The organism is Clostridium chromiireducens (assembly GCF_002029255.1).
Classification (GTDB): domain Bacteria; phylum Bacillota; class Clostridia; order Clostridiales; family Clostridiaceae; genus Clostridium; species Clostridium chromiireducens.
In genome coordinates this window covers 1-20849 of sequence record NZ_MZGT01000064.1, presented here as the reverse complement: position 1 = coordinate 20849, position 20849 = coordinate 1, and the positions used below count along the sequence as shown (strand labels likewise).

Below are 20849 nucleotides of genomic sequence, written 5' to 3'. Positions count from 1 at the left end.
ATTAACCCTCTTATAAATTAATGTTTCTACTTTTTTCAAGCAGTTTTTCAATTTCATTCTCTGGAAGTGGCTTACTAAAGTAATATCCTTGGATATAATCGCATTTCCTCTCTTTAAGAATTAAAAGCTGCTCTTTCGTTTCTACACCTTCTGCTACAACTTTAAGGTCTAAGCTATGAGCCATTTGAATAATATTCTTCATAATAGATTCTTCTTTTCTACTTGAAGTAATATTATCAATAAATGATTTATCAATTTTCAATGTATTTATTGGCATTTTCCTTAGATAACTTAATGAAGAATACCCAGTACCGAAGTCATCAAGTGCAATTCTAATACCCATCTCCATCAATTTTCTTAGTATATTTATACTAGTATCAAGTGATTCCATAAGCACTGTTTCTGTAATTTCAAGCTCCACAAGACTTGGATTAATTCCCGTACTCTCTACTATTTCTTTAACATTCTCTAAGAAAAATGGCTGCTGTAAATCAACTGAAGAGATATTAATACTTATACTTTTAAAGTTATATCCTGAATTAAGCCATTTAACACTTTGCTTGCAAGATTCATTTAGAATCCATTGTCCTAATTGAGTTATAAAACCACATTCTTCGGCTATTGGAATAAACTCTAAAGGAGATATAAAACCTAATTCCTTACTATTTAATCTTATTAAAGCCTCAAACCCAAATATTTCGTTACTTTGCGTGTCATACTGTGGTTGATAATTAATACTTAACTCATTATTCTCAATTGATGATCTTAATATTCTTTCAATAGTTGTTTTTCTTTCAAGCTTCAAGTACATTTCTGGATCATATAAAGCATATCGATTCTTCCCCAAGTCTTTCGCTTTATACATTGCCGAATCTGCATTTCTTAAAATAGTATTTGTATCTGATCCATCTTTTGGATACAATGCTATACCAATGCTTGCAGTAATATACATTTGCTTATTATCAATATTAAAACTTTCTTTAAATAAAGATAGTATTTTTTTCGCATATGATTTAACTTCTGATTCTTCAATAGACGATTTCAAAAGAATAAATTCATCTCCACCCAGCCTACAAATAATATCTTCTTCTCCTATCCCTAGACTCTTAAATTGTTTTGCTAAGTATATAAGAAGCTTATCTCCATAATCATGACCTATTGTATCATTTATATTTTTAAAATTATCTAAATCTATGAAGAATACTGCTCCTTGTCCATTTTCATCCTTTGACAATTCTAATTGTTCATTCAACTTATTTAGAAATAAAGTTCTATTTGGAAGCTCGGTCAAGGAATCATAGAAAGCCATAAATTTTATTTTATCTTCTGATTCCTTTCTATTTGAAATATCTCTAATAGAACCCGCAACCTTTATAATCTTACCTTCGTTATTACTTATAGCCTTACCACTAGATAGAATCCATACATAATTCCCATCACTTGTTTTCACCCTATATTCTGAATTATATACTTTATTTGGATCCTTAATGTGACTATGGAATTCTTCTATAGCTCTTTCAATATCATCTGGATGAATTAACTCCCTAGCTATTTCGCGTAAATTGCGGATTTTACTTAGGTTATACCCAATAATGTCCACTAATTTATCAGAAGCAAAAAATTCTCCTGTCTCAATATCCCATTGCCAGATTGAATCATTAGCACATTCTAAAGCAAGCTTATACCTTTCTTCACTACTTTTTAAAGCTTCTTCACTGCTCTGCAGCTCTTCATATTGAGTTCTAAGTTCTTCTTCTGTTGCCAAAAGTTCTTCGTATACAGATGACAATTCTTCATAACTTGAACTCAATTTAGTAATCATTAAATTAAAAGAACTTCCTAGTTCACCAAATTCATCGTTAGTATGTATATTTGCTTTAACAGAAAGATCACCATTACCAGCTGCTTGCATTAAAGGTTTTAACTCTTTAATTGGCTTAGTTAATTTCTCCGTTACAATAAAGGTTAGAATAATAATGAATATTAATGCGAAGAAACTTATCAATGCAATAATATAAGCAACATTATTAGCTCTATCTAAAAGCTCACTTTTTCTATTAACTGATGCCATCTTCCATCCCGTATCTGGAGATGTATATACATTAACTATAACAGGAACTCCATTAATAACAGTTTCAAAATTACCACTTTCTACATCAATAAATTTTTTATAGTTGTCAAAAGAATAATTTGATGTTGCATCCTCTTTTGTAACCTCATATCCTAATTGATTTAACTGTAAAATATTCTTAAAATTCAAATTAGAATCCGGGTGTGCGAGCATTGTACCATCCTTTAAATAAAGAAATATATACCCTGTATCTCCAACCTTAATATCCTTTATCATCTGTGATAATTTGTCAAGGCTTACATCGATCCCCACTACCCCTAATATATCCCCTGATGCACTTCTTACTGTTGTAGATGCACTTACAATTACATTGTGACTAGTATCAATTGCAGAAATATATGGTTCTGATAACTTTACCTCATCTGGATTATTTAAAGCTAAAGAATACCACGGTCTTAGCCTCGGGTCAAATGTACTTGTCCCTAAACCATCTGGCCACTGAATATATCCACCCCATTTAGTCCCAATATACGCGTATGTAGTTTCCGAATGATTCATTCCATAATTCTCAAAATAACTATATAAAGTGCTTTCAATCCCCGGAATTTGCTTAGAATATTTTTTATGTATTTCAATATCAGGTATATTAAACAGAGCTGATATTGATTGGTCAGCTTTTTTCATATCCTCTGTAGAGGCTAAAACTTTAGCATTTTCTTTTATTGATTTAATCATATTTGATAAATTATTATCTATTTGCCTCATCTGAGCTAAAGTATTTTTAGACAACTCGTCCTTTAAGGAACTATATATGTACTTATAAGATATTAGTGCTATTGGAATGGAAGTAATTAATATTATTGCTAAAAAGTATAAAAATAATTTCATTTTAAAAGTAAGTTTCAAATCTATCCCCCCTAACCACTCGATTGGAATACTATACAAAGAAATGTTAATATACAAAATTTGAGGCCATTAATTCTAATTTTATCATCCATTACACAACCTTTCAATGTTTTTAATCCTCCTTATATATAACGCTACACGTATATGGAATCTAAAAGTGCGATCATATAAATATAACTTTATACATGCACACGAGTTCATAAATTTTACTTTTATTTTGATACTAGAACTAGTAAAAATGCAAATATCAGTACAATGATAAGAAATAACCATAAAAAACTATATAAATATAAAAATAAAGTGATTTTATAGCATTTGACTATTGTTTTAATCCGAATAGTATTATACAATATTATCCATAAATACACTTGAAATATTTTACATATAAAATTTAAGGTTAAAGAAGGAACTAGTATGTTTAAAAAATGGGATATTATAACAATAATTTTTTTAGTATGTTTATCCTTTATTCCTGAAATTGTTTTTGGAGTAGTGATTAATAGACATTATAATGGAATTTGTGCTGAAATAACTGTCGATGGAAAAATATCTAAAACAATAGCTCTATCAGAACATAGAGGCGATGAACAAATAGACATCAAAACTCCATACGGTCATAATACTGTCGAAATCAAAGATAAATCTATTAAAATAGTAGATGCTGATTGCAAAGATAAAATTTGTATGCATTCTGACTTTATATCTGAACCTGGTCAGATTATCGTTTGCCTTCCACATAAACTTATGATTGAAATAAAAAGTACTGATGTTGTTTCCGATAGTTTGAGGTGCTAAAATGAATAAAACATTTCGCATAGTTCTTATTGGCATTTTTGTATCTCAAGCTCTAGCACTCTATACTATAGAAAGCATGATTCCAGTACCTTTTATTGCACCTGGCGCAAAACTTGGTTTAACAAATCTTATTACCGTTATAGCGCTATATATACTAGAAAATAAGCGGGATGTATTCCTAATTATTATATTACGGCTTTTATTATCGACTATATTTACTGGGAACCTTTCTACCCTCATGTATGGTGCTGCCGGTGCAATTCTTAGTTATTATGCTATGATACTTGTTAAGACAGTCGGTAAGGATAAAATAAGTATAATAGGAGTCAGTGCTTCTGGGGCCTTCTTTCATAATTTAGGACAATTAATAATAGGCTCCATTATAGTTCAAAATATATGGGTAATGCTTTACTTACCTATATTATCTATAGCAGGTATTGGTACTGGTATTTTTATTGGACTAACTTCAAATTTTATAGTTAGGCATATTTCTAGGCTACGTTATTTCGATGATATAGATAATCGGCATGTAACTTGAACTTATGAGATAAACCATCGAAAGTAGACACATTGTTGCACCCACAGGGCATAATAATTTCGCAGAAAGTGCTAAATTGCAGGTTGCATCACTAACGCTTGCTCACAATTTCACTGTGACAAGCATTAGTGGAACAACCTACAATTTAGCACTTTTAACAGTTCATTTTCAAATTGTTTATCTATACATATCTAAATTATATATTTGACTTAAAATAAGAATAACTATTCATACTTGTTAGCTTTGAGTGTATCACTTTTCTAGAAACCAAAACACAATATGTTACTTATTTCCGTAAGTTACACATAAGACTAGTTTTAGTTTGGATATCTGTAATCTCAATTTACAAATTTGAAATCACCTTTTAAATTCTCAATCCTATCTTTAAATCCATCGGAAGTATAAACTTTATAATCAGAAGTAGTAATTTCGCATGAAACTCCTGTTATGCTATTTATTAACTCTATTCCTTTTTCTGGACCTAACGCAAATACTGTTGTCGTAAGGATATCCGCTAACATACCATTATCTTCAACATCACCATTTATTACTATTGTATCGCTGATTGCACCATTGTCTACTGGATAACCAGTATTAGGATTCAAAATATGATGATATCTTTTATTATCTTTAATAAAATACCTTTCATAGTCTCCTGATGTTGATAATGATTCATTAGATAACTTTATTACTCCCATATACTCATTAGAATCATTACTTCTAGGATTTTTAATTCCAACAGACCATTTATTATTATCTTTATTTTTTCCAAATGCATAGATAGAGCTTGAACCTAGATTTATAAGACCATTATTAATATCATATTTCTTATATATCTTTAAAACTTCATCAGCTGCGAACCCTTTGGCAACTCCACCTAAGTCTACGGCCATTCCTTTTTCCTTAAGCATTATGCTGCCTTCAGCCTCGTTTACATCTATTTTATCATACCCAACTAGGGGTAATTTATCCTTTATTTCTTCAACTTTAGGTAACTTTTCATTATCAGTGCCTATACCCCATAAATTTATTAATGGACCTAAAGTGATATCAAATGCACCATTGCTTAGCTTAGAGTATTTTATTGATGTCTGTATCATTTTCATTATTTCAGGATGAACCTGTACATAATCCTTTCCTGATGCACTATTTATTTTGTAAATATCACTTGTTTCTATAGTTGTACTTGCCATTTCTTCTATTTCTTTCAATCTTTTAAAACTTTCTTCAACTGCTTCCTTTGATTTATCACCACTTGCACTTAGTGTAACTGCAGTATCCATTACAATACTGCTTTTTTCAAAATATTTATTTCTAATATTTGTACATGATATAAGATTTAGAACACTTAAAATGCAAAGTATTAATGTAAATTTAAATATATTCTTTTTCCTAAATGTGCATATCTTCTTCTTCACAGGCTGCTCCTATCCTAAATTGTAACTTTTATATTACTCGAATTTTTAACGCTTAATCCTCTAGCAAATTGAATTGCGCCTGTTGGACATTTTATAATACAGGTAGCTTCATTACATTTTTCAATACAAATCTTTGTATCTACTACTGCTAGATTATTTTTAACCTCAATAGCCTTATGGCTGCAATTCTTTGCACAAATACCACACCCTATACAGGCAGTACTACAAACTTTCCTTGCAATGGCTCCTTTATCTTTAGAATTACAACTAACCTCTATTGGCGAATCTACTGATACCATTTCAATTACATTTTTAGGGCACGCTGTTTCACATGTTCCACAACCAGTACACTTTTTTGCATCGACTACTGGAAGACCTTCATCACTCAACTTTAAAGCTCCAAAAGGGCAGCTATTTACACATGTACCGAATCCAATGCATCCATGCTTACATCCTTTAGGACCACCTTGAAGTAAATTTGCAGCTTTGCAATCCTTTATCCCTTTATATCTATAACTTTGAACTGCTTTATCACTTGATCCCTTGCATTTAATGTGTGCTATTCTTGGTTCAACTTTTTCAGCCACTTTTCCTGTAATCTCTGCAACAGCTTTTGCGACTTCATCCTTGCCCGGTACGCACAAATTTGGTGGAACATCCTTATTAGATACTACTGCTTCAGCATATGCTGCACATCCTGCATAACCACATGCTCCACATTGACCCTTAGGTAAAATATCTTCTACTTCATGAATTAGCGGATTTACTTCCATTGAAAATTTTTTATTTGCAAATGCAAGAATAAATCCAAAAATTGTTCCGATTCCTCCTAGCACTAATAAAACCATAACTATAGTAAACATACTTTTTATTCATCTCCTTTATATCATTCCTGAAAAGCCCAAGAATGCCAGTGCTAGCATACCCGCTAATACAAAAGCAATACCAGTTCCCTCTAAAGGCTTTGGCACATCAGCATAAACCAATTTTTCTCTTAAACTTGCCATGAGAATTAAAGCTAATGCAAATCCCATACCAGATCCTATTGAAAAAATTATACTTTTAACAAATGAATAATTTGATTCAACGCTTAATAGTGGAACTGATAATACTATACAGTTTGTTGCTATTAATAGAAGGTAAATTCCCCACATACTATATAACGTAGGTGCTTGCTTTTTTATAATTAATTCTAATAATTGTACAAAACTTGCTATGAGTATAACAAAAACAATTGTTGTTAAGAAAGTTAAATGAAATGGTAATAGTACAAAATTATATACTACCCAAGCTAGCATTGAACTGAGAGTTATAACTGATGTAACTGCCATCCCCATTCCTATTGAGGCATTCAAACTTTTAGAAACTCCAAAAAATATGCATAATCCTACGAACTTTGTTAAAACAAAATTATTTACTAATAATGCACCCATAAATAGTGTTAAATATTCACCCATTATGCTTCACTTCCTTCTACTTTTTTCTCTTCGTTGTGCGCATTATGAAGTTTAATTGCTCCTATCATATAACCAATTAATATAAATGCGCCAGCCGGTAAAATCATAATTAAAGGTGCATTATACCATGGTCCTAATATTTTATAACCAAGTATTGATCCATTTCCAAAAAATTCTCTAATTACAGATATTGATAGCATTGCTAGAGTAAAGCCGCATCCCATACCAAATCCATCTAAAAAAGATGGAAAAACTTTATTCTTAGATGCAAATACCTCTGCTCTTGCGAGTATTATTGCAAATACAACTACTAAGTCTAAATAAATCCCCAGCGCACTATATAAGGCTGGAGAAATTGCCTGTAATAAAAGTTCCACAACTGTAACTATTGTTGCAATAAAAGTAATGTAAACTGGTACTCTAACCTTCGGATTTACAAATTTTCTAGTAAGTGATACCACGACATTATTACTTGTAATAACAAATGTTACGCATAGGCCCATTGTTAGTCCGTTAATTACTGATGATGTAACAGCTAATGCTGGACAGAGACTCAAACATAGCATGAATATCGGATTCTCATCATATAAACCTTTGCTAAAAATTTTCCATTTTTCTCTCATATTATTTACCTCCTGCAAACTCTGTCACTTCATGTACAGCATTTTTAACAGCTAGTGTTACAGCTTTAGATGAAATAGTAGCTCCCGTCATGGCTTGTATATCATCTTTATCAGAAGCGTCTTTGGTTACAGTCAAATTAGCTTCCTTTTTTCCTTTAAACTGACTTCTAAAAGGTTCCTTTGATGCATTATCTCCAAGACCAGGTGTCTCGTTATGAGCTAATATCTTATAATCAATTACCTCTCCAGCTTGAGTAACGGCTACAAGCATTTTAATTTCTCCACCATACCCTCTACTTTCACCTGGAACCACATAAGCAATCACTTTACCACCCTTTTCAGCTGTAAACCAATCCGCCTTATCTGGTACTGCCTTAAAATTATCGGCATCACTAACCAATGCTCTCATTGATTCTTGTTTAGCAACTTCTCTTTTTTCAGCAGCAATTGGAGCTGTGACATAATATACTAGTCCTATTATTAATCCAGAAGCTAAGCAAGTTATTATTAAATTTACCGCTATCTGAAAGATAGAGTATTCCTTCTTTATATGTGCATTTTCCATTTCATTACCCCCTTGCTCCAAATTCCTTCGGCTTTACAAAACGATCTATTAATGGCGTTACAGCATTCATTAATAAAATTGAGTAGCAAACACCTTCTGGATATCCACCCTTTAACCTGATTAGAGAAGTTATTAGTCCTGCACCTACTGCAAAAATCACCTGTCCTTTTATTGTGATTGGTATAGTTACCATATCAGTCGCCATAAAGAAAGCACCTAAAACAAGCCCTCCAGCCATCATATTAAATAAAGGATCACCTGTAAAAAGCCCTTCGACACCAAAAATCCAAGTAATTATTCCTACTGTTCCTATCATTAATACAGGAACCTGCCAATTAATATATCCTTTATACAAAAGGTATACTCCACCAATGATAAGCAATAAAGTTGAAGTTTCTCCAATACATCCATTTCTTGTCCCTAGTAGCATAGCCTTGTACATCTCAGTGCTACTTCCGAAGGTTTCAATTAATTTCCCATATCCTTGTTGTTTCAATATATTTAATGGTGTTGCACTACTAACAACATCTATAGATGTTGTCATTTTTGTCCAACTAGTCATAGCAACTGGCCAAGATACCATTAATGCTGCTCTTCCGATATGCGCCGGATTAAAAATATTAAATCCAAGTCCTCCCATAGAATGTTTTGCTATTACAATAGCTACAAATGAACCAGCTATCATCATATAAGGCGGTAAACTAGGTGAAACTGACATAGCTAATAAAAGTCCAGTCAAAAATGCACTCCCGTCAAAAGCTGTAATTTTCTTTTTACGGTACTTTTGAACTAGATATTCAAATGCAACAGCCGAAGCTGCTCCAACTACCATATTAATTAAAGCGGGAAACCCAAAATAAAATATTGAGAAAATCGCCGCCGGAGCAAGAGCTAAATTAACATTCCACATTATTTTTGAAATTGATTCATTACATCTGATATGAGGTGATGCTGACACCATCAGCTCACTTTCTTTTAACTCAGCTTCTTTAACCTTAATTTCATTCTCATATTTTTTATCAACCTTGGCTTTCGCCGCTTTATCTTTGTCTGCATTTTTTTCAACAGACTTATTATCCTGTGCCTTATTTTCACTCGAAACAGCTTGTAACTTGCTATTATTTTGTATTCCACTTTTTTCTTCTTTGCTTACTTGATCGTTACTTTCTTGTGTATCAATTTCCTTTGCCTTAAATTCCGAACTCATTTTATCCCTTCTCCCTATTTACTAACTGGCTGTGCTTGATTTTGCGCTTTTAGGTATTTCACATATTGCACAATATTACGCTTTGCAGGGCACGTATAAGTGCAGCTTCCACATTCTATACAATTAAATAAACTATACTCTTCCTTAGCTTCTTTAAACTTTTGTCGTTCCCCTAATATGCTAAGCATGCTTGGAATAAGACCCATAGGACAGGCATTAACACATCTTCCACACCTTATACATGCAGACTCCTCACCAGAATTCACCGCTTCTGGGCTTAATGCAACTATCCCTGATACCCCTTTAATTATGGGAACATCTAGTGAAAATTGAGCAATTCCCATCATTGGTCCACCCATAATTATCTTTTCAGGTGTTTTGCTGAACCCATTACAATAATCTATTACATCTCTAAACTTTGTTCCTATTCGCAGCAATAAGTTTTTAGGTTCCTTAATAGCATCTCCAGAAACTGTAGTAACTCTTTCAATTAGTGGAATCCCATTAACTACTGCATCACAAATCGCTATCGTCGTACCAACATTTTGCACTACTGCACCTACATCCATAGGTAGTCCACCAACTGGCACTTCTCTATTGGTAAGTACTTTTATCAACATTTTTTCAGCACCTTGAGGATATTTTGTTGGTAAAGACACCACTTCCACATTTGACCCTTTAAATGCCTCTTTCATAACTCTTACTGCCTCTGGTTTATTGTCTTCTACCCCAACAAATCCTTTTTTAACATTAAGTACTTTCATGACGATTTCCACTCCAGTAACTATTCGTTCAGTGTACTCAAGCATCATTCTATAATCTGCTGTTAAAAACGGTTCACATTCTGCCGCATTAAGAATAAACACATCTATTTTCTTATCTTTACTCGGACTTAGTTTAACGTGTGTTGGAAATGTTGCCCCTCCAAGGCCTACTATTCCAGCTTCCTTAATAATATTTTTAATCTCTTCTCCATCTAGCTTTTTCCATTCACGATGTAATGGAACTCCTTCAATCCACTCATCTAATCCGTCATTTTCAATTACAACTGCTAAACATTTAGCCCTAGAAGCATGTGGCAGTTCTGAAACCTCAATGACCTTGCCCGAAATTGATGAATGTATAGGACTATGCATAAAGGCATCACTTTTAGCTATAACTTGTCCTTTTTTAACTAAATCACCAACTTTGACTATTGGTACACAAGGAGCTCCAATATGTTGACTTACCGGTATAATTACCTTTTTAGGTAATGGTGGAATTTCTATTGCTTTACCAAAAGTATAATTTTTGCTGTCTTTAGGATGAATCCCTCCAAGAAAACTTTTTAACATTACAATCGCCTCACAAACCTATTTAAAATAAAATATTTGAATGAGTAAAACATAATAATCGCTATTAGTAAAATTATGTTATGAAAAATCCATATACTACAATTTATCACTTCAGAATTTGAATAATTTGTGGCTTTGATTTACCCTTTTCTTCAGTATCTCTATCAAGTTTTTTTACTAGTAGAACAGCTAATAAAGCAGCCGCTATACCACCTATTAATTGACATATTGATATGCTGACTCCAAGATATTTTCCCAGACCTCCTCCTATCATTGCTCCAACGAATAAAGCAATTAATGGTAAAATAAAAACAATAAATGCAGCCCACAACATATTAGTTTCTTTTACTTCAAAAATTACACGCTGCCCAGGTTTAGCTCCAATTTTGTTACTTGCCGTTATAATAATACTCTCACTCCCTGGACATGCACCACAATTTTTACAATCACTGTGCCTCCCCACTCTTACCTTCGCAACATTATCAATCACCTCAACTACTAATCCCTGTTCTGTTTTCATACTTATCAAACTCCTTAAAAGTGATTTAATCTACTTAAATTTATATCACACTTGCATGTAATATACTACATTAATTGTAATTACATGGTAATAAATTTATTATAAACCTTTATTTTTCTATTTTAAAGTAATTAATGTATGAAAATTTTTTTAAATTCATTTAATTGTAATTTACCCCCCAGTATATATACTCCATAATTTTCTAGTGCTATAATATTAAAGTAAAAATATTATTAAAAAACTTGGGGGACTTTATAAATGAATATAGAATTTTCTAATAACCTAAAATATTTTCAAACTGGAATTTTTAACATACTTGATGAAAAAAAATCCGAACTTATTGCTAGTGGCAGAAAAGTATTCAATCTTTCTGTTGGGACTCCTGATTTCAAACCTGATCAGCATATTATTGATGCCTTAATTACATCAGCTCAAAATCCTGATAACTGGAAATATTCTCTGGGGGATTTACCGGAATTGTTAGAGGCTATTTGTACATATTATAATAAAAGATTTAATGTTGAAATAAATGTAGATGAGGTTATGTCTATTTACGGATCTCAAGAAGGCTTAACGCATATTGGGCTTACATTATGTAACCAAGGGGATGTTGTTCTAGTCCCAAATCCAGGATATCCAATATTTGAAATTGGTCCTTATCTTTCTGGAGCCGAGATTGCTTATTATTCACTTTTTCCAGAAAATAATTATCTTCCAGACTTAAATTCAATACCTGAAGATATATTACACAGAGCTAAATTTATGGTAGTTTCGTATCCTTTAAACCCAGTATGCGAATGTGCTACACCAGAATTTTATGCTGAATTAATAACTTTTGCTAAGAAAAATAATATTATTATAATCCATGATAATGCTTATTCTGACATTGTTTATGACGGAAAAATTGGAGGCTCATTTTTATCCTATGATGGAGCCAAAGATGTGGGTGTAGAATTTTATTCTTTATCTAAATCCTTTAATATAACAGGATCTAGAATTTCCTTCGTTATAGGAAATTCTGATATTATAAAGCATTTTAAAATGCTTCGTTCACAAATCGATTATGGTATTTTCTTACCTATTCAATATGCTGCAATAGCTGCACTAACCGGATCTCAAGATAGTGTTTTAAAGCACTGTGAAGAATACGAAAAAAGAAGAAATGCTCTATGCAGAGGTCTTACAAATATCGGCTGGAATGTGCCTGATAGCAAAGGAACAATGTTTGTTTGGGCTTCCATCCCATCTAAATATACTAATTCATACGAATTTTGCATGGAACTTATGGAAAAAACCGGTGTAATATGCACTCCTGGTAGTGCATTTGGTACTCTTGGTGAAGGTTATGTACGATTTGCTTTAGTTTTACCTGTCTCGGAAATAACTGATGCAGTTAATAGAATAAAAGAAAGTAACATTTTATTATAATACTGAGCTTATAATTAACTTACTATAAATTCAAATCACCCTTCAGTATGTAACTATCTATATACACATCGCTACTAAACTGACATCTTATTAATAAAATACGAAATACATTTTTTTTAGATATTATGGGAATTATTTAATTACAAGATGTAATTTTCGCTAAAAAATTTACTTAATTAGGAGTGATAGTTTTGATTAACTTAAAAGAAGGTAACCATAAGTTTTATTTAGGTGATAATGAAGACAATATGAAAGCAGAAGTAACATATATTGATAGCGGAGATAATACAATTATACTTAATCATACCTTTGTTTCACCGGAATTAAGAGGACAGAATATCGGTGCTCAATTAGTAAAAAGGGTTGTAGATTTTGCCAGAGAAAATGACAAAAAAATAATTCCTCAATGCTGGTTTGCAGAAGACGAATTTGTTGCTCACAAAGAATATGAAGACGTATGGTCTAAATAATTACACTTTTAAAGTTATTGTGAAGAACCTGAAATATAAAAATACTTGCAGTAACAGGTTATTTAAAGTTTACTGCTAAATAACCGAAAGTGAATATATGTGAAGCAGGCATTGAAAAATAAGCTTCTGGTATATCTTAATAGGAAGTTGCTCCATTTACTGCTTGTCATGCGCTTGCCGCAGGAGCATGCAGTAATGGGCACAACTTTCCCATTTATATATACCCAGCGAAATTTTTCACAGTCCTGCGGAACATATATGTATTCTCTTTCGTTTGTTCATCGCTTCACTTTAAGTCCTTCACAATACCTTTACATTTAGCACTAATATTGATACTTCTAACATTGTGCTTCTGCCACAATGTTCTTATCGTTGTCTTTTAATTTTCTTATTCTTATATAATATGTGATCATTAATATCACTTCTGCTCCTAACCATGCAGCTACTTCTGCAAAGTAAATTCCTGTTTCACCTATTAATAAAGGCAGGAATAAGGCTACTGATATACGCATACAAAGTTCAACTATTCCCGAAACCATTGGTATTATAGTATCTCCCATGCCTTGAAGCGCATTTCTATAAATATGAAGCATATATAGAATAAATAACATACTGCTCATTACCATTAAATACTTATATGCTATATCTGTAACCTGTTTAACTTCTTGGGGGTTACCTGATATAAACATTAAAGCAAAGTAACGTCCAAATAAAAATAATATTGCCGAAAGTATTACTGATGTACCAACAGCCATTTTTAGTGCTGAATTCATCCCTATACGAATACGGTCGTATTTTTTAGCTCCTAAGTTTTGCCCTGTAAAAGTAGCCATGGAGTATCCTAGAGCTACCGCTACTAACTCTAGGATTCCATAAAGCTTGTTTGTTGCCGTAAATCCAGCAACGAACATGAACCCAAAGCCGTTTACAACATATTGTACAACAAGACCTCCGAACCCTATAATTCCATTTTGAAAAGATATAGGTGCTCCTAAAAAAGTCAATTTCCGTATCATATACATGTCAATATTAAAATCCTCTAAAGTAAGTTTGAGTATTGATAACTTTCTAACATTATTTATGCAATATATAAACGAGAATATTTGTGCAATTACAGTAGCTATTGCAGGGCCTATGATTCCTAGCTTAAATACCAAAACAAAAATCATATCTAAAACAACATTAATAATAGATGCGGTTATCATTGCCATAAGTGGTGTGCGGCTGTCACCTAAAGCCCTGAGTATTGCAGAGCAAGTATTGTAAGCCAAAATTGCAGGTATCCCACAAAATGCGACCCACAAAAAAGAAAGTGAGTCATTAATAATATTCTCTGGAGTGTTTAATAATACTAACACCGGCCTTGCAGCAAGCAATGAAATTATTGTCATTAAAACACCAAGAATAGTCACTAGTATTGTTGACATTGTAACTGTCTTACGTAGCTTTTCCATATTATTTTCTCCAAAGTATTGTGAAATTAGTATAGAAAAACCCTGAGTAAATCCAATAATTATATCTATGACCATCCAATTAAGCCAAGCTCCTGCACCTACAGCAGCTAAAGCTTCCACTCCTAAAAACTTCCCTATAACTATTGTATCTACAATAGTATATAGCTGTTGAAATATGTTCCCAAATATTAACGGTAACGCAAACATAAAAATAAGCCTTAAAGGCTTCCCTACTGTCATATCTTTTATTTTACTACTCAATGTATCTCATCCCCTTTATGTCCCTATATTATAATGTTAATGCTTTCGCTATTTATTATCTCATATTTTTACTTACAAAACATGCTTCTAATTTTTTTGTGAGTTTTGCTAATTGAAATCACTACTAAAAATATAAGACTCTCTATATAACTTATTAAATACGAATTATCATATCTAATTTATTATACAGAAAGCCTCACATTTTAAGTATAACTAATGATTTCTATGCACCAATAGTTGCCATCATTATTGCTTTGATTGAATGCATGCGATTTTCAGCCTCATCAAATACTACCGATTGTTTTCCTTCAAAAACTTCATCTGAAACTTCTAAAGCAGTTAATCCAAATTTTTCTCCTACTTCTTTTCCTACCTTTGTTTTTAAATCGTGATAAGCAGGTAAACAATGCATGAAAATCGCATCTTCATTTGCATTTTCCATAACATCTTTATTTACTTGATATGGAAGTAACATTTTTAATCTACTTTCCCATACTTCATCTGGTTCTCCCATAGACACCCAAACATCAGTGTAAATAACATCTGCATTTTTAGTCCCTGCTTTTACATCTTCTGTTAATGTAATAGTAGAACCACTTTCTTTAGCGATTTCTCTGCAAGTTTCTACTAATTCCTCAGCTGGAAACAATTCTTTTGGGGCACATGCTGTAAAGTTTAATCCCATTTTCGCACAAGCCACCATTAATGAATTTCCCATGTTATTTCTTGCATCCCCCATGTACACAAAGTTAACACCTTTTAATCTTCCAAGCTTTTCTTCTATAGTTAAAAGATCAGCTATCATTTGAGTAGGATGGAATTCATCAGTTAACCCATTCCAAACTGGAACACCTGCATACTTTGCTAATTCTTCTACTATTTCTTGGCTAAATCCTCTATATTCGATTCCATCATACATTCTTCCCAGAACTCTTGCAGTATCAGCAATGCTTTCCTTCTTGCCCATTTGGGATCCTGCTGAATCTAAGTATGTAACTCCCATTCCCAAGTCTCTTCCGGCTACTTCAAATGAACATCTTGTTCTTGTAGATGTCTTTTCAAAAAGTAAAACTATGTTTTTACCTCTTAATTTATCATGTAAAATTCCAGTTCTTTTTAAAGTTTTTAATTCCTTTGATAAGTCTATTAGGTATCTAATTTCATCTGGTGTGAAATCTAATAATTTCAAAAAGCTTCTTCCTCTTAAATTAACTGCCATAATTACTCTCCTCTTATTTATGTTATTTTAATAAAATAATATCTTGAATATACAAAGTAGATTCGCCATCTCCCATAACTCTTTCATACTAGCAACCATCTCTTTTGCATAATTATACACCATGTAGTATTATTATACAACATTTTATTCTCATTCACCTATCACATAGTCACCTCTATTAGAATAGCATAATTTTATAAATTAGAAACTTTTTATCTGATTTAATTGAATTATAAACGGATGCAACTTTCTGTTTAATCCTCCTCTGTGATCAAACAGAAGATTATTTTCTAAATATCTCACTAAAAAAAGACTAGCTACTTTTGCGTATGTAACTAATCTTTTATCTAAATTACTAAACTCTAATTACATAGAATAATTTATTTTGAAGGAGTTAGAGCTGCTAATACAGCTGTTTCTTGATCTGTAGATATAGTTCCTTCTGTAACTAAATTATCAAGTTTAGATTTTAATATATCTTTATGTTCTGTAGTTTTTTGATTTTTATCTTTATTACCTATTTGTGGTTTTAATGCTGCTTCTATTGCTGATTTCTTTTCTGAAGTTAATGTTCCAGCTGTTACCAAGTTGTCTAAAACTGTTTTAAAACCACCTTTTGCACTTGAAAGACCTGTCTCTATTGCTGTTTGTTCATCAGCTGTTATTGTTCCAGCTGTCACTAATTCTGTAAGTTTATTCTTAAAGAAATCTTTATGTTCCCCGCCTTTAAATTCACCTTGTGGTTTTAATGCTGTTTCTATAGCTTTTTCCTTATCCGAAGTTATTGTTCCGGCTGCTACTAAGCTGTCTAAAACTGTTTTAAAATCACCTTTTGCACTTGAAAGACCTGCCTCTATTGCTGTTTGTTCATCAGCTGTTATTGTTCCAGCTGTCACTAATTCTGTAAGTTTATTCTTAAAGAAATCTTTATGTTCCCCGCCTTTAAATCCACCTTGTGGCTTTAATGCTGTTTCTATAGCTTTTTCTTTATCCGAAGTTATTGTTCCGGCTGTTACCAAGTTGTCTAAAACTGTTTTAAAACCACCTTTTGCACTTGAAAGACCTGTCTCTATTGCTGTTTGCTCATCAGCTGTTATTGTTCCAGCCGTCACTAATTCAGCAAGTTTATTCTTTAATAAATCTTTATGATCTCCTCTTTTATCTCCGTCCTTAAATCCACCTTGTGGTGTTAATACGGCTTTTATCGCTGTTTCTTGATCTGAAGTTATAGTTCCTGCCGTAACTAAAGCATCTAGTTTAGTTTGAAATCCATTATTTCTGCCTTGATGCTGAACCTTAGTTGTGTTAGTGCTACTAGTTGAATCTGCCGCAAATACACCTGTACTTGCCCCTATCATCATACTTGCTAGAATAACTCCTGTAATAACCTTGCTCTTAATATTCTTAGTCTTCATTGACATTACTTCCTTCCTATTACCTCTTTATTTGAAATTTTCATTTCTTAAATTTTTATTTGTCTTAATTATACGAAAGTAATATTACAGTTCTGTCACAGAATTTAGTCAATAATGTTACAAACTATATAAATTCCATTTTTCTATTAATTGATATATACGTTGATTATATATATTTAGAAGAGTATAATTTTTTAGATAATAAATTTAAGTTTTGTAATACTAGAAAAACATGTTACATAGAATGAGGAGCCTAACGTATGTATAAATATTTCTTAAATAAGTGCATTGAAAAAATTCAGAATGATAAAACTCGTACCATAATAATTATATTTTTAATAGTAATTACATCTTCACTTAGCTTATACTTTATTTCTAATAATGAAATTTTATACTCAAAACCAATTGCTAGAATTATTTCAGTAAATGATGAAGAATCTAAAAAAGAGGATTCTAACGGAAAGACCGAGAGAATAAAATCACAAAAAATACAAGCTGTTATTCTTAATGGTATTTATAAGGGTAAAACCGTGGAACTCAATAATATATCTTCCTTTTCACAAGCTAACGATTTGGATTTAAAAGTAAATGATGAAGTATTTATATCAATTACAGATAATGCCAATTCACAAATAAACTCTGCTAAAATTCTTGAATTTAAAAGAGATACGTATGTCATATATATATTAAACATATTTATTGTTTTAATTATACTAATAGGACGTTTTAAAGGTTTTAAATCTCTAGTTAGTGTTGTTGTAAATATACTAATTCTTTTAGCCGTAATCAAACTATTTACTCAAGGTTTTGACTTGTTATTTCTATCTATAATTGCCAGCATACTTTTTGTCACGCTCTCTATTCTTATAGTATCCGGACTGAATAAAAAAACTGTTTCTGCTATTGCTGGTACTTTAATTGGTACTCTTCTTTCTGTCTTAATAGCCGGAATAGTTATAAAATTAAATAATTGGAGCGGAATTCATTTTGAGGAAATGGAGTTTCTAACCCATCCTCCAGAAAAAATATTTTTTATTGAATTAATAATAGGTACTTTAGGAGGAATAATGGATATTGCTATCTCAATTTCATCAGCCATCGAGGAATTATACGATAAAAATCCAAATATTCAAAGAAAAGCAGTTATAAACTCTGCACGAGAGATTGGACAAGATATCATGGGTACTATGGCAAATACTTTGGTATTCGCTTATCTAAGCGGAAGTATTCCAACCATACTACTGCTTTTAAGGAATGGTATTCCTATTACATATATAATTAATTTTAATCTCTCTTTAGAATTCATGAGAGCACTCATTGGAAGTATTGGCATAGTTTTAAGTATCCCTATTACCATCTTCACATCAATAATAATTCTTAAAAAACAAATGATTGGAGAAATTGTGAAATCATGAATATTATACTAATACTATTAATTATTTTACTAATTCTAATGGCGGTTATTGGAGGTTCACGTGGAGTAAAGTCTTTCTTTACTTTAATTTTAAACTTCTTCACTTTATTTTTTATGCTTATTTTGATTGGTGCTAAAATTGATCCAATTAAAATTACCTTTATAGGGGCTATTTTAATTAGTTTTTTTAGTCTATTTTTTATTAACGGATTTAACAGAAAAACCCTTTCTTCTCTATTATCAGTTGTAGTGGTTATATTTTTAGTTATGTTTATAACCTATGATATGGGAATAAATTCAAATATTCAAGGATTTAGCAATGAGCAAACAGAAACAGTTGCATATCTTTCTTTATATGTGCAATTGAATTTTTCTAAAATAGTTATTTGTGAAATATTAATTGGATTATTAGGCGCAATCATCGATGTATCTATCTCTATTTCTTCATCAATGAATGAGCTTTATAAAAATGATTCTGAAATCACTAAAAACAACTTGTTTAAATCGGGTATGAGTATTGGCAAAGACATATTAGGTACTATGACTAATACACTTTTATTTGCATATATAAGCAGCTTTATGACCCTGATAATGTATTTTAATGAACTCAACTATTCTCTTTCAACTATTTTTAATGAAAAAGTATTTTGTGCTGAAATATTTCAAGTATTAAGCTGCGGAATTGGTATAATTCTCATAATACCTATCACTTCGTACATTACTTCAGAAATTTTCTTTTTTAAAAAATTATTTAAGAAAGATACATCTAAGATTCAAAAAACATATCAATAATCCAATAAATTAAAGATCTATTCCATATCTTCCTTTTATAAACAAGATATGAAATAGATCTTTTCACTTCTAAGCATCTTTTAATCTAAATTCCTTATATAATTTCCAAGTCCCTTCCTTCCAATTATAAACTGTAATATTGTCAAAGGAGCACTGAAAATTACAAGAATAAAGTTGAATATGTTCCCATACCTTATTATAAATTGGCCTTAAATTTTTTGAAGCTAAAGTTACATGAAAGATTTTATTCTTCCCATCTTTTTTATCAAATTCTATATAAGAAACTTCTCTCATTTTATCAATTAGCTTATCATGAATATTTTTTGCTTGCTTAGACATATTAACCCTCATATATATTACTCTATCATCAAAATAATCATAACCGTCTATTGTAAATTCTTCTGCCACTTCCTTTTCACAAAATTCCTCAAGAACCTTCTCCAATTCTGTTATTTCTCCTTCATATTCAAAAGGAGCTTTTATAGTAACATGAGCAGGCAATTTAGATGATTTTGCCTTAAATTTCTCAAAAAGTTCTTTCCTTAAATTATTATTAAAATCACCTGCTATGCCCTTAACTACGCAAACTATTACATATCTCATAAATTATTCTCCTTATGTTTATATTAGCCTTTTATTTTTATAATTCATCGTTCTTCTTTATGTCACTCTATGTTAATTATCCTTCATTTTTTTAGTATTATGCAATCATAGTTATCTAATTATTATTTATCAATCTAGCGCAAAAATACTGTATCATTTATTTCATAGTTAAGAATCTAAATAATACAGTATCTATCTTTAATTTTTTAAAGCAATTGGATTATCCTAAGTCATTTTAAACAGCTTTATAAATAATATTTATTGCAGAATATACATGCAACATTTTTAAAATTAATTTCACCTGAATTTAACTTTAGTATATCTTAACTGCTTCTTTTTTCTTTTGTATAGTATAATAT

The 20849-nt window shown here is 31.4% G+C and carries 19 protein-coding genes; 6 read left to right on the top strand and 13 right to left on the bottom strand.

Features of this window, described 5'->3' with window-relative positions; translation table 11 throughout:
• Positions 1–10 precede the first annotated feature (10 nt).
• Positions 11–2977, bottom strand: coding sequence for a bifunctional diguanylate cyclase/phosphodiesterase (locus tag CLCHR_RS18930; protein WP_079441472.1), 2967 nt, complete (start codon positions 2975–2977; stop codon positions 11–13).
• A gap of 414 nt (positions 2978–3391) precedes the next feature.
• On the opposite strand from CLCHR_RS18930, the gene CLCHR_RS18925 reads away from it, so the two are divergent.
• Both CLCHR_RS18925 and CLCHR_RS18920 read left to right on the top strand, forming a co-directional pair.
• Positions 3392–3772, top strand: coding sequence for a NusG domain II-containing protein (locus CLCHR_RS18925; RefSeq protein ID WP_079441471.1), 381 nt, complete (start codon positions 3392–3394; stop codon positions 3770–3772).
• 1 nt (position 3773) lies between these two features.
• Positions 3774–4310 (top strand): Gx transporter family protein, encoded by a 537-nt coding sequence (locus tag CLCHR_RS18920; protein ID WP_079441470.1) that lies wholly within the window; start codon positions 3774–3776, stop codon positions 4308–4310.
• Positions 4311–4648: 338 nt separating this feature from the next.
• Here CLCHR_RS18920 and CLCHR_RS18915 read toward each other — a convergent pair whose 3' ends face one another.
• The 8 genes from CLCHR_RS18915 to CLCHR_RS18880 form a co-directional block, all read right to left on the bottom strand.
• On the bottom strand, positions 4649–5728 hold the full coding sequence (locus tag CLCHR_RS18915; protein WP_119366592.1) for an FAD:protein FMN transferase: 1080 nt from the start codon (positions 5726–5728) through the stop codon (positions 4649–4651).
• 14 nt (positions 5729–5742) lie between these two features.
• Entirely contained in the window at positions 5743–6591 is an 849-nt protein-coding gene (rnfB, locus tag CLCHR_RS18910; RefSeq protein WP_079441469.1) for an RnfABCDGE type electron transport complex subunit B, read from the bottom strand.
• An 18-nt stretch (positions 6592–6609) separates the two neighbouring features.
• Positions 6610–7185 carry an electron transport complex protein RnfA gene (locus tag CLCHR_RS18905; RefSeq protein ID WP_079441468.1) on the bottom strand — a complete coding sequence of 192 codons (576 nt, stop codon included), beginning with the start codon at positions 7183–7185 and terminating at the stop codon, positions 6610–6612.
• A complete protein-coding gene (gene rsxE / locus CLCHR_RS18900) occupies positions 7185–7808 on the bottom strand; it encodes an electron transport complex subunit RsxE (protein ID WP_079441467.1) in 624 nt (207 codons plus the stop codon). Before rsxE ends, CLCHR_RS18905 begins: the two co-directional genes overlap by 1 nt.
• Before the next feature lies 1 nt (position 7809).
• Entirely contained in the window at positions 7810–8373 is a 564-nt protein-coding gene (locus CLCHR_RS18895; protein ID WP_079441466.1) for an RnfABCDGE type electron transport complex subunit G, read from the bottom strand.
• Positions 8374–8377: 4 nt separating this feature from the next.
• Positions 8378–9334, bottom strand: a complete 957-nt coding sequence (locus tag CLCHR_RS18890; RefSeq protein ID WP_079441478.1) for an RnfABCDGE type electron transport complex subunit D — start codon at positions 9332–9334, stop codon at positions 8378–8380.
• A gap of 260 nt (positions 9335–9594) precedes the next feature.
• The gene (rsxC, locus tag CLCHR_RS18885; protein ID WP_079441465.1) at positions 9595–10914 is read right to left on the bottom strand and encodes an electron transport complex subunit RsxC; all 1320 of its coding nucleotides are present in this window, start codon (positions 10912–10914) and stop codon (positions 9595–9597) included.
• Between the two features lie 106 nt (positions 10915–11020).
• A complete protein-coding gene (locus tag CLCHR_RS18880; RefSeq protein WP_079441464.1) occupies positions 11021–11434 on the bottom strand; it encodes a SoxR reducing system RseC family protein in 414 nt (137 codons plus the stop codon).
• Between the two features lie 258 nt (positions 11435–11692).
• Between CLCHR_RS18880 and CLCHR_RS18875 the strand changes: the two genes are divergently transcribed.
• Together CLCHR_RS18875 and CLCHR_RS18870 are read left to right on the top strand one after the other, a co-directional pair.
• Complete coding sequence (locus CLCHR_RS18875; protein ID WP_079441463.1) at positions 11693–12862, top strand: aminotransferase class I/II-fold pyridoxal phosphate-dependent enzyme; 1170 nt, start codon at positions 11693–11695, stop codon at positions 12860–12862.
• A 191-nt stretch (positions 12863–13053) separates the two neighbouring features.
• Complete coding sequence (locus CLCHR_RS18870) at positions 13054–13332, top strand: GNAT family N-acetyltransferase (protein ID WP_079441462.1); 279 nt, start codon at positions 13054–13056, stop codon at positions 13330–13332.
• Between the two features lie 338 nt (positions 13333–13670).
• Here the strand turns inward: CLCHR_RS18870 and CLCHR_RS18865 are convergent, their stop codons facing one another.
• The 3 genes from CLCHR_RS18865 to CLCHR_RS18855 all read right to left on the bottom strand — a co-directional run bounded on the left by CLCHR_RS18865 (position 13671) and on the right by CLCHR_RS18855 (position 17681).
• Positions 13671–15047 carry an MATE family efflux transporter gene (locus CLCHR_RS18865; RefSeq protein WP_079441461.1) on the bottom strand — a complete coding sequence of 459 codons (1377 nt, stop codon included), beginning with the start codon at positions 15045–15047 and terminating at the stop codon, positions 13671–13673.
• Between the two features lie 223 nt (positions 15048–15270).
• Positions 15271–16266, bottom strand: a complete 996-nt coding sequence (argF, locus tag CLCHR_RS18860; protein ID WP_079441460.1) for an ornithine carbamoyltransferase — start codon at positions 16264–16266, stop codon at positions 15271–15273.
• Between the two features lie 380 nt (positions 16267–16646).
• Complete coding sequence (locus CLCHR_RS18855) at positions 16647–17681, bottom strand: hypothetical protein (RefSeq protein WP_079441459.1); 1035 nt, start codon at positions 17679–17681, stop codon at positions 16647–16649.
• Between the two features lie 260 nt (positions 17682–17941).
• On the opposite strand from CLCHR_RS18855, the gene CLCHR_RS18850 reads away from it, so the two are divergent.
• Together CLCHR_RS18850 and CLCHR_RS18845 are read left to right on the top strand one after the other, a co-directional pair.
• Positions 17942–19096, top strand: a complete 1155-nt coding sequence (locus tag CLCHR_RS18850; protein WP_079441458.1) for a YibE/F family protein — start codon at positions 17942–17944, stop codon at positions 19094–19096.
• The gene (locus CLCHR_RS18845) at positions 19093–19887 is read left to right on the top strand and encodes a YibE/F family protein (RefSeq protein ID WP_079441457.1); all 795 of its coding nucleotides are present in this window, start codon (positions 19093–19095) and stop codon (positions 19885–19887) included. Before CLCHR_RS18850 ends, CLCHR_RS18845 begins: the two co-directional genes overlap by 4 nt.
• A gap of 69 nt (positions 19888–19956) precedes the next feature.
• Here CLCHR_RS18845 and CLCHR_RS18840 read toward each other — a convergent pair whose 3' ends face one another.
• Complete coding sequence (locus tag CLCHR_RS18840) at positions 19957–20490, bottom strand: 2'-5' RNA ligase family protein (RefSeq protein WP_079441456.1); 534 nt, start codon at positions 20488–20490, stop codon at positions 19957–19959.
• Between the last annotated feature and the right edge of the window lie 359 nt (positions 20491–20849).

What these genes read in the sequence shown, in the direction of transcription:
- CLCHR_RS18845 (WP_079441457.1), top strand. Translation starts at nt 19,093, where the DNA reads ATGAATATTATACTAATACTATTAATTATTTTACTAATTCTAATGGCG.
- rsxE (WP_079441467.1), bottom strand. Translation starts at nt 7,808, where the DNA reads ATGAGAGAAAAATGGAAAATTTTTAGCAAAGGTTTATATGATGAGAAT.
- CLCHR_RS18890 (WP_079441478.1), bottom strand. Translation starts at nt 9,334, where the DNA reads ATGGTGTCAGCATCACCTCATATCAGATGTAATGAATCAATTTCAAAA.
- CLCHR_RS18920 (WP_079441470.1), top strand. Translation starts at nt 3,774, where the DNA reads ATGAATAAAACATTTCGCATAGTTCTTATTGGCATTTTTGTATCTCAA.
- argF (WP_079441460.1), bottom strand. Translation starts at nt 16,266, where the DNA reads ATGGCAGTTAATTTAAGAGGAAGAAGCTTTTTGAAATTATTAGATTTC.
- CLCHR_RS18880 (WP_079441464.1), bottom strand. Translation starts at nt 11,434, where the DNA reads ATGAAAACAGAACAGGGATTAGTAGTTGAGGTGATTGATAATGTTGCG.
- rsxC (WP_079441465.1), bottom strand. Translation starts at nt 10,914, where the DNA reads ATGTTAAAAAGTTTTCTTGGAGGGATTCATCCTAAAGACAGCAAAAAT.
- CLCHR_RS18925 (WP_079441471.1), top strand. Translation starts at nt 3,392, where the DNA reads ATGTTTAAAAAATGGGATATTATAACAATAATTTTTTTAGTATGTTTA.
- CLCHR_RS18850 (WP_079441458.1), top strand. Translation starts at nt 17,942, where the DNA reads ATGTATAAATATTTCTTAAATAAGTGCATTGAAAAAATTCAGAATGAT.
- CLCHR_RS18875 (WP_079441463.1), top strand. Translation starts at nt 11,693, where the DNA reads ATGAATATAGAATTTTCTAATAACCTAAAATATTTTCAAACTGGAATT.
- rnfB (WP_079441469.1), bottom strand. Translation starts at nt 6,591, where the DNA reads ATGTTTACTATAGTTATGGTTTTATTAGTGCTAGGAGGAATCGGAACA.
- CLCHR_RS18905 (WP_079441468.1), bottom strand. Translation starts at nt 7,185, where the DNA reads ATGGGTGAATATTTAACACTATTTATGGGTGCATTATTAGTAAATAAT.
- CLCHR_RS18895 (WP_079441466.1), bottom strand. Translation starts at nt 8,373, where the DNA reads ATGGAAAATGCACATATAAAGAAGGAATACTCTATCTTTCAGATAGCG.
- CLCHR_RS18840 (WP_079441456.1), bottom strand. Translation starts at nt 20,490, where the DNA reads ATGAGATATGTAATAGTTTGCGTAGTTAAGGGCATAGCAGGTGATTTT.
- CLCHR_RS18855 (WP_079441459.1), bottom strand. Translation starts at nt 17,681, where the DNA reads ATGAAGACTAAGAATATTAAGAGCAAGGTTATTACAGGAGTTATTCTA.